The organism is Nonomuraea lactucae (assembly GCF_003313395.1).
Taxonomy (GTDB): domain Bacteria; phylum Actinomycetota; class Actinomycetes; order Streptosporangiales; family Streptosporangiaceae; genus Nonomuraea; species Nonomuraea lactucae.
On the sequence record NZ_QNFZ01000818.1, the window covers coordinates 1 to 5,512 of the forward strand.

The following is a 5,512-nucleotide window of genomic DNA, read 5'->3' on the forward strand; positions in this document are numbered from 1 at the left end:
CATCCGCCGCCGGACGGCGGAGACGACGCCGCGCAGCGCGCCGCGCCAGCGCAGCGCCCGCGGGCTCAGGTCGGCGGTGAAGCCGGACCAGTCGTAGTTGCAGCCGGGCTCGCGGGCGCCGTGGGTGGCCTCGGGTTCGAGCACGCGGCGGGTGCGCAGGCGTACGGGAGGCAGCCAGCGCGGCCCGCGCAGCACCACGGTGGCCCAGTTGAAGCGGCGGCTGCGCACGGAAAGCCCGGCGAGGTAGGCGAAGCCGGTGATCCGCAGCCGGCCGTCGACCCACTGGATGTCGTCGATGTGGGTGACGGGCACCAGGTCGGCGCGCCGCAGGCGGAAGAGCGCGGGCGGCAGCTCGTCGCGGAACGGCAGGTCGGCGTACCAGCGCAGGCCCTTGCGGATGCGCTTGGAGGGCTCGGCCGCGGCGGCGACCACCTTGGACAGCGTGTCGCCGTCGATCAGCTCGTCGTCGGGGCGGGTCTCGATGAGGTGGCAGATGAGGCGCCGGGCGACGGGCAGGTCACGCTTGACGCCCGCGTCGACGGCCGCGAGGTAGGGGCGCATCAGCGTGATGAGCTCGCGCCTGCGAGCGGCGCCGCGCTTGACCGCCAGGTCCATCCGCGAGCCGAGCGGGCCGCTGAGCACCTCGGCGTCGAACGCGGGATCAAGGCCGCCGGGCCCGGTCGCCCGCATGACCGCATCGAGCGGCTCTCCGCGGTCGCACAGGTCCTGGACCGTCTTGAGACGCTCAGCGGCCAGCTCGCCGCCCGGGCTCTGGGCTGTGACGCCGGTGGCCATCGGGGGGCACCGCCTTTCCGACCGTCATCCTGTTGTGCCCATGCTAAGGGGAGTCGGGTGCCACAGATCCGCTCAAAGGGGGAACTAGCACCTCAAAAAGATTTCTGAGAGTCCGCTGAACGTCCGTCCCACCTCGCGCTGCGCATGTCCACCCGGTCGCCGCGCAGCGGGGTTCCCTCCTCGCGCCAGCGGGCCACGCACTCAGCGCGATGATCAGGTGCCGCGCCGCTGCCGTCGGCGTGCACCACGCGCCACCACGGCACGCCGCCGCCCCACGTCGACATCACACGCCCGACCTGTCGCGGGCCGCCCTCGCCGAGGTACTCGGCGACGTCTCCGTACGACATCACCATGCCCGGCGGGATGGACTCCACCAGTTCGAGCACGCGCTCGGCGTAGGGGTTCAGGGCGTCCACGCGGCGGGGCCGGCCTCGATGATCTCGTCGAACTTGCCGATCTCCATCGCGGACCCGCCGGTCAGCACCTCGACCACGCCGTCACGCACCATGTAGGTCTCGCCGTCCTCGCCCACCAGCCTGCCGCCGAGCACCCCGGCCAGCCGGACGAGCTGCGCCACCTGCCAGTCGGAGCCGGGCTCGCCCACCACCTGATCTCGCCAGCGCCCCACGGCGTGCGGGACGCCACCGTGCCTGGCGGCGATCTCCTGCGACTCGTCCAGCTCGAACCCGGCCGGCACGACCGCTCTCGCGAGGTCGGCGAAGGCGAGGGGCGCCTCCCGCACCACGCGCAGCTCGTATCCCATGACGCCGGACGATAGCGGATCTTTCACCCTTTGCGCTGATTGAGCACGATGACGGCGCCACTGAACGTGACGAGCGCCAGCAGGACACCCCCGCCGTACAGCAGGAGCCGCCACGCCTCGGGACCCGGCCGCGAGGGCACCGGCGAGTCCTCGCCGGCACCGAAGTGCATGTCGTCGGGTACGGGGATGCCGTCGCGCGCGCCGGCGAGCCGCTCGGCCGCGTTGAGCGCCGCGCCCGCGTCGACCACGCCGAACCCGATCTTGTCGTCGTATCCGGGCGCCGGTCGGCCCCGGGAGCTGCCGGCCAGCGCCTGGACGACCTGCTCGGGCGGGAGGCCGGGATGGCGTGACTTGATCAGCGCCGCCACCCCGGCGACGAGCGCGGCGGCCGAGCTGGTGCCCTCGGACAGCTCGTAGCCGCCCGTCCGCTTGACGACGGGCACGCCCACGCCGGGCGCCGCGACGAGGACGGACAGGTTCTCGGTGCTGAACTGGGCGCGCCTGCCCTGCTTGTCGACCGCGGCCACGCCGATCACCCCGGGGTAGCCGGCGGGGAAGCTCCAGTGGGAGGTGCCGTTCATCTTGGTGTAGCCGCTCTGCCCGTCGTTGCCCACCGCGGCGACGAGCACGACGCCCTTGCTCAGCGCGTAGGAGACGGCCTCCCGCTCGGACCTGACCGGCCCGTAGCTGCCGATCGACATGCTGATGACCTTGGCGCCGTGGTTGGCGGCGTAGCGCAGGGCGCGGGCCAGCGGGGTCTCGCGCCCCGGCCGCTGCTCGGCCTGGGGGGCGATGCCGCCGGTCTCGGGGTCCTCGGCGACGGCGAGCGGGATCGACAGGATGCGCGACTCGGGGGCGACGCCCACCAGCCCCTTGCCCGCGCCCGATCCGGCGATGAGGGCGGCCATGGCGGTGCCGTGCCTGCCCGGCTTGGCCTCGCGCTGGATGGCGGGGGTGCTCATGTCGGGGGCGGCGGTCACCCGTCCGCGCAGCTCCTTGACGCGGGAGTCCACGAGGCTGTCGACCACGGCCACGGTGACGCCCGCGCCCTTGGTGACGGCCCACGCCTGCTCGACGTTGAGCGCGTCGAGCACCCACTGCTGCTGCTCGCGGACGGGCGCGGCGGGTGGCGCCTGCAGCATGAGGGCGGCGGCCGTCAGCGCGCGTACGAGGGTCAGCACACGTTCCCCTGGGTGCAGGGCGGGACCTTGGGCGGGTCCGCGAGGAAGTAGGCGATCTGGCCGCCGATCGACCTGGCCGCCGGCCAGAGCTCGCTGTGCAGGAGCTCCTCCGGAGGCACGGCCGCCCGGGTGCGCCCGTCGGCGTAGCCCGCGGTGGAGAAGACGATGTACGGTCCGGCGCCCACCCATCCGGTGCGCTGACGCTGGTCGTTGCCGAACCGCTCGGTCACGGTGCCCCGGAAGGGAACGGGCAGCACGCCGACCCGGTCGTCCTGGGTGAGCTGGTCGGTGGCCGCCAGCCTCGACTCCTCGTCCTTCAGCACGGCGACGCCGACCGTGATGACGAACGTGGACGTCTGGTCGATGTAGGTGGCCCGGAGCATGGTCACGCAGCCGTGCTCGTCGAGGATGCCGGCCACGGAGGTGTCGACGGCGTTGCGGCAGTCGGTCTCGGGGGCGATGCCGACCCGCCTGGCGTACTGCTGGGCCCGGTCGAGCCCGACGTACTTCACCTCGTCGGGGAACACGCCGGTCGCCGGCCACGCCTGCCAGCGCCTGGCGATCTCCTCCTGCTTGTAGCGCTGCTGCTCGGCGGGGGTGAGCGGGCGGGCCCTGGTCTCGGCGAGCAGGCCCACGGTGCCGAGCAGCACCACGAGGGCCGACATGGCGAGCACGGCGCCGACCAGCACCACGAACCAGCGGCGGTAGCGCACGCCCTGCTGGAGCGCCGCCGCCTCCGCGCGCTCCTTGACTCCGGCCGTGCCGCGGGGCGAGGCCGACGGCCACGAACGCACGCGCGAACGGCGGCCGGCCGCCGTGCCGAGCGGGTTTCCCCCTCCCGGCGTGGCTCCCCCGGCGCGCGGCAGCCCTGAGGTGGTCCTACGTGCCTTCACCACCGCCTCGTTCCCCGGCTCGTTTTCGTGTCTATTTCGTCCCCCTACCTACACGGATCATGCGTCCTGCTGGCTCTGTGCGCGACGTACGCGCCTGACCAGCGCGAACATCGAGGCTAGCGCTGCCAGCGCGCCGGTCGCCGCAGCGGCGGCGACCGTCGCGTAAACCGTGACCGCGGTCCGGTCGCGGGTGACGACCGTGATCGGACCACGGAATCCCGCGCCGACCGGCGCCGCGGGGTCCTGCGCCTGCCCGCCCGTGGCGGTCTCGGTGTGCCGGGCCAGCCGGCGGGCTTCGGCCAGGGCTCTGGCGGCGTTCACCACGCCGAAGCCGGTGCCAGTGTCGTAGCCGCCCGGTGGCCGGTCGGTCGCGCTGGCGGTGAGCGCCTGTACGACCAACGGCGGCGACATGGCTGGATATTTCGCTTTGATCAGTGCGGCCACCCCGGACACCAGCGCGGTCGCCTGCGAGGTGCCCTGGCCCACCCAGTACGCGTCGCCGGGTCCCGCACCCATGATGTCGACGCCCGGCGCGGCCACCAGGACAGACGAGTTCCAGTTGGAGAACGTCGCCCGGCGGAGCCGCCTGTCGATCGCACCCACCGAGACCACCCCGGGGAAGGCCGCCGGGTAGGAGTAGGGGGCGAACCCGGCGGCGCCATCCGTCTTCAGCGCCCCCTCGTTGCCCGCGGCGGCGACCAGCACGACGCCCTTGGAGATCGCGTAGCGGACCGCCGCACGCTCCTCCTTGGTCGCCAGCTCCTTGGAGATCGACATGTTGATGACGTGCGCCCCCCGGTCGACGGCGTAGCGGATGCCCCTGGCAACCACGTTCTCAAATCGCGCGGCGGAGTTGAACTCCCTGAAGCCGGGTTCCTCGTCCTCCAGGATCACCCGGACCGACAGCACCTCGGCCTCGGGCGCCACGCCGATGACGCCGAACCTTCCCCGGGGACCGTGGCCGTGCCCCGCGATCAGCGAGGCCATGTAGGTGCCGTGCAGGCGGCGCGGCGGCACTCCGGCCGGGTTGGCGCCCCTGGTGAAGTCTCTGCCCACGGTGACCGAGCCGGCCAGGTCGCGGTGGCGCGGGTCGACGCCCGAGTCGAGCACGGCCACGGTGACGCCCGCTCCCCTGGTCGACCGCCACGCCTCGCGCAGCTCCAGCGTGTCGATGACGGGCCGCTGGCCGCCGCGCACGTCGTCGGCCAGGGCCGGGGCCCCGCTCAGCAGCACGACGCTCAGCAACACGGCGCTCGGCAGCACGGCGCCGGCGACCGTGAGCTCGGCGGCGAGCCTCAGCACCGCCACTCCCTGGAGGCGCAGTCGGGCATCCGCGGCGTGCTCAGCGCGGCCAGGATCAGCTCGGAGATCTCGCTCGCGAACGCGAAGATGGCCGGCCGCGGGTCGCCGACCGCCCGCGCCGGCCGCCCGTCCACCTGGCCCGCCGTGGTCAGGACGAGGTACGGCCCCGCCTGGCGCACCGAGCCCGCCTGCCGTACGGAGGAGGTGAAGCGGTGGGACACCGTGCCCGGGAAGGCCAGCGGACGCAGGCCGGGCACCGGCGCGCCCGCCTCGGGGAAGGCCGTCCTGGCGTGGCCCGCGGCGAGCTCGTCGGGCAGCGCCACGACCCCGACCGTGACGAGCACGCCCCGCAGCTCGTCGATGTAGGTGGCGCGGAGCACGGCCCTGCATCCGGCCCGGCGCAGCGCACCGGCCGCCGCGGCGTCGACGGAGCCCGCGCACTCGGTGCGTGGCGAGATGCCGATCCGGGTGGCCCGCTCCCTGCCGCCCTGCTCCGCGGAGTAGGGCAGGCTCGCCGGGAAGACGCGCCCGGCGGGCCAGGAGTGCCAGCGCTCGGCCACGTCGCGCCTGGCGGCGGC

At 74.0% G+C, this 5,512-nt stretch carries 6 protein-coding genes and 1 pseudogene; all 7 read right to left on the minus strand.

What is annotated here, in order from left to right; all coding sequences use genetic code 11:
• A pseudogene (locus tag DQW85_RS28490) lies at positions 1-795 on the minus strand (CDP-glycerol glycerophosphotransferase family protein); the annotation flags it as partial.
• Between the two features lie 92 nt (positions 796-887).
• Positions 888-1,211 carry an MGMT family protein gene (locus DQW85_RS28495; protein ID WP_113702958.1) on the minus strand — a complete coding sequence of 108 codons (324 nt, stop codon included), beginning with the start codon at positions 1,209-1,211 and terminating at the stop codon, positions 888-890.
• Positions 1,199-1,558 carry a hypothetical protein gene (locus tag DQW85_RS28500; RefSeq protein WP_113702959.1) on the minus strand — a complete coding sequence of 120 codons (360 nt, stop codon included), beginning with the start codon at positions 1,556-1,558 and terminating at the stop codon, positions 1,199-1,201. Before DQW85_RS28500 ends, DQW85_RS28495 begins: the two co-directional genes overlap by 13 nt.
• 23 nt (positions 1,559-1,581) lie before the next feature.
• Positions 1,582-2,739, minus strand: a complete 1,158-nt coding sequence (locus tag DQW85_RS28505) for a S8 family serine peptidase (RefSeq protein ID WP_240197486.1) — start codon at positions 2,737-2,739, stop codon at positions 1,582-1,584.
• Positions 2,733-3,632 (minus strand): hypothetical protein, encoded by a 900-nt coding sequence (locus DQW85_RS28510; protein WP_240197487.1) that lies wholly within the window; start codon positions 3,630-3,632, stop codon positions 2,733-2,735. Before DQW85_RS28510 ends, DQW85_RS28505 begins: the two co-directional genes overlap by 7 nt.
• Before the next feature lie 57 nt (positions 3,633-3,689).
• A complete protein-coding gene (locus DQW85_RS28515; protein ID WP_240197488.1) occupies positions 3,690-4,934 on the minus strand; it encodes a S8 family serine peptidase in 1,245 nt (414 codons plus the stop codon).
• Positions 4,928-5,512 (minus strand): hypothetical protein (locus DQW85_RS28520; RefSeq protein WP_113702963.1); only part of this gene is annotated, 585 nt, incomplete at its 5' end. The genes DQW85_RS28520 and DQW85_RS28515, both read right to left, overlap by 7 nt.

Excerpts from the sequence above, each read along its gene's own strand:
- DQW85_RS28500 (WP_113702959.1), bottom strand. The coding sequence starts at position 1,558 with ATGGGATACGAGCTGCGCGTGGTGCGGGAGGCGCCCCTCGCCTTCGCC.